4 protein-coding genes are annotated in these 2,752 nt (G+C 36.8%); all 4 read right to left on the bottom strand.

What is annotated here, in order from left to right:
- Positions 1-121: 121 nt before the first annotated feature.
- The 4 genes from AB1414_18665 to AB1414_18650 all read right to left on the bottom strand — a co-directional run bounded on the left by AB1414_18665 (position 122) and on the right by AB1414_18650 (position 2,427).
- On the bottom strand, positions 122-1,147 hold the full coding sequence (locus AB1414_18665; GenBank protein ID MEW6609437.1) for a site-specific DNA-methyltransferase: 1,026 nt from the start codon (positions 1,145-1,147) through the stop codon (positions 122-124).
- 94 nt (positions 1,148-1,241) lie between these two features.
- Positions 1,242-1,685 carry a PIN domain-containing protein gene (locus AB1414_18660; GenBank protein MEW6609436.1) on the bottom strand — a complete coding sequence of 148 codons (444 nt, stop codon included), beginning with the start codon at positions 1,683-1,685 and terminating at the stop codon, positions 1,242-1,244.
- Positions 1,673-1,924, bottom strand: a complete 252-nt coding sequence (locus AB1414_18655) for a hypothetical protein (GenBank protein MEW6609435.1) — start codon at positions 1,922-1,924, stop codon at positions 1,673-1,675. The genes AB1414_18660 and AB1414_18655 overlap by 13 nt, the downstream gene beginning before the upstream one ends.
- Positions 1,925-2,301: 377 nt before the next feature.
- Positions 2,302-2,427: a hypothetical protein gene (locus AB1414_18650; GenBank protein ID MEW6609434.1), complete on the bottom strand. Its 126-nt coding sequence runs from the start codon at positions 2,425-2,427 to the stop codon at positions 2,302-2,304.
- Positions 2,428-2,752: the final 325 nt, after the last annotated feature.

Raw genomic sequence — 2,752 nt, 5'->3', positions numbered from 1 at the left:
TTGTTTGTGTCATAAGTTTGTCCTCCTTATTTTAGTTAGTTAATACTTTTTGTATAGTATACCATAAAATCTTTCGCAGGTCAAACTTGACACTTTATCATATCATCTCTGCGGTGAACGGTTACCTTTTTACTGATTCAAAAGCGATTCCTGAGTTTATTTCATAACCAATGCCATCGCGTTTTAAATCTGCTGCTGCTAAAAGGGTAATCCCAGAACCAACAAAGGGGTCAAGAATTGTCTCGCTTATATAACTAAATGCCTTAATCAACCTGTAAGGCAATTCATAAGGAAAGGGAGCAATGTGATTTCGTCTATCGCCACTGCCTTGTGGTTTCATCAACCAAACATCACTTTTTTTTAAGGATAACCAAAATTCTTTATCTAACTTTGATTGCTCTTTTTGTTCTTTGGTCAAATGTCCATACTTATTAAATCTCTTCTGCTCGGGTTTATCAAACTCAAGGATAAATTCGTGCATATTATTTATTAAAATACCACCAGGATATGGATATGTTCCAAAATGAGCCCGAACAGCATTTGTTTTATGCCAAACTATATCCCTTTTAAATATAAATCCTATTTTTTCGCAGGTATCTATTGTTCTACCTACTAGATTTAATGTTCTAAAACTACCGTTTTCACATCTTAAAGGAAGATTCATTATATTTATAAATGCTTTTCTTCCTGGCTGTAAAACTCTATAAACTTCTTTCCATACCTCGCTTATTTTCTCAAACCATTCATCAACATTATGAACATTACCAAGGTCATTCTCAATAGGCTCTCTTGAATACATCTTTGTATTAAAATACGGAGGTGAAGTAATCATCAGATGAATACTATTATCAGATAAATCATCCATCCTCATAGAATTTTTGACAAAAATCTTTTGGATTGTCCCGTTTATTTCAATAACATTTATAGGCTCAATATCTATTTTATTTGTTTTAACTTTGGATTTAAGATTTGCCTCATATCTTTTTAACTCTCTTAGATTAAAGCGCATCTGTTGACTTGCTGCAATTTGTGCCTTAATAACCTGGCTTTTAGCAAGATGATGAAGTATTTCAACAGAGATACCTAAAAATTTGGCTGCTTCTATTGCTGAAAGGTAACTTCTATTCTTATAGTCTTTTCGTTCCATTGTAATCATCCTTTTTGCTTGCCTTTTCGCCCCTAACGATAAAGTTCAGGTGCGGCGGGGAGAATTACCACACATCCTCTTCGTTCTTCCCTTATTATGAAACCATCTCTTGTAACACAATCACTGACAAATCAGGAACTCGTTTAAAACTTGGATCATTTGTCACAAAGACAATTTTACCTTTTGTTAACGCGGTTGCTGCATGAATCGCATCAGGAGCTTTCAATCCCATCTTCGCTCTTAAGGAAGCAGATTGTTCCAAAATAGACAGGGTGATAGGAATCAGTTGCACTTCTTGTGATGCCGTAAGAAATTCTCGAAAACAAGATTCTAACACGGTATCGGATTCTTTCAGTGGCTTCACTAAGATTTCTAACATGATGATTTCACTACTGATGATCAAAAATTGTCCCTGTTGTGCACCATACCAGAGGGGTTGTAATATTGTCCAATAGGGATCAATTTTTTCCACACTATAAATCACTGTATTCGCGTCGACATACACATATTCTGATGGCGGTAAGATTAATTTCCCCATGTCTCATGTTCCTCTTGAAGATAGTGTTCTACATCTGCAGCAGTCTGAAATATCCGGTGACCTGATGTCTCGGTCAGAATATCCATCACTGATCGTTTCGGACTTCTCGTTGAAGAGAAAATATCTGCTGGGAAAAGAATAATCACTTCAACCGTTTCCTCATCGTGTAATTGAGGAACAACGAATTCTACCTTTCCGCCACTATGAACTTTTGTGGTCATCCTTAATGCTGTTTGCATACATATTCCTCACTTTGTTACTATGTCTAACGATAGAGTTGAGCGGCGGCGTTTACGCCGTCCGCTGCAACGATTTATTAGGTAAAAACTATGCTTTGCCATCTTTTTTCTTTTCTTATCTCTTTTGTTATCTATAAGTTATGCAAAAAGTAAAATTTTCGCAGGGACGGTGACCTTCTTCCAAAAAATTCGAGGCTTTCCAGAACATACTTCGTATCCCGTGTGTTTGAAATATTCTCGCAGTAGGTCTTCATAGAATTTGGCAAACAGGAAAACCCGCATACCACCAGAGTTCTTTAATGAGAATAGATAATCAAGTTGTTGTTGGACTTGCTTGCTCATTCGGCATACCCTTTTCGCGCGTCTAACGACCAAATTCAGCGACGGCAAAGCCCTTCGCTGCAATGATTGGTTAGCCTAATTATTATTTTATTCAGCCACAGATTAACACGGATAAAACACAGAATTATATCTTCTGTTATTCCTTCATCTTTTAAACCCATTTTTATATCCCTGTTCCATCTGTGTATATCAGTGGCTCTTTTTTATAAGGCTAACGACAGAGTTCAGCGGCGGGGGGGAGGAGTACCACAAAACTTTGAGAGACCGTTCACTCTCCGCCGTCCGCTGCAACGATTTGTTAGGCAAAAGTTCCACTTCACCGTCTTTTTTCTTGTTATTTCTGGATCCCATAATTAAGATCTGCCCCCCTAACTCATTTCTTTGCCTTTCTTGAACATCTTCTGTTGTCCCTTATTTTTTATGTCGTTAAAATTATATTATAGAAATTGACCAAAGTCAAGTTTATCATTCTTATTTTAGAAAATG

This window comes from bacterium (assembly GCA_040755795.1).
GTDB lineage: Bacteria > UBA9089 > CG2-30-40-21 > CG2-30-40-21 > SBAY01 > JBFLXS01.
The sequence above is the reverse complement of the archived record's forward strand: the minus strand, read 5'-3'. Positions and strand labels throughout refer to the sequence as shown.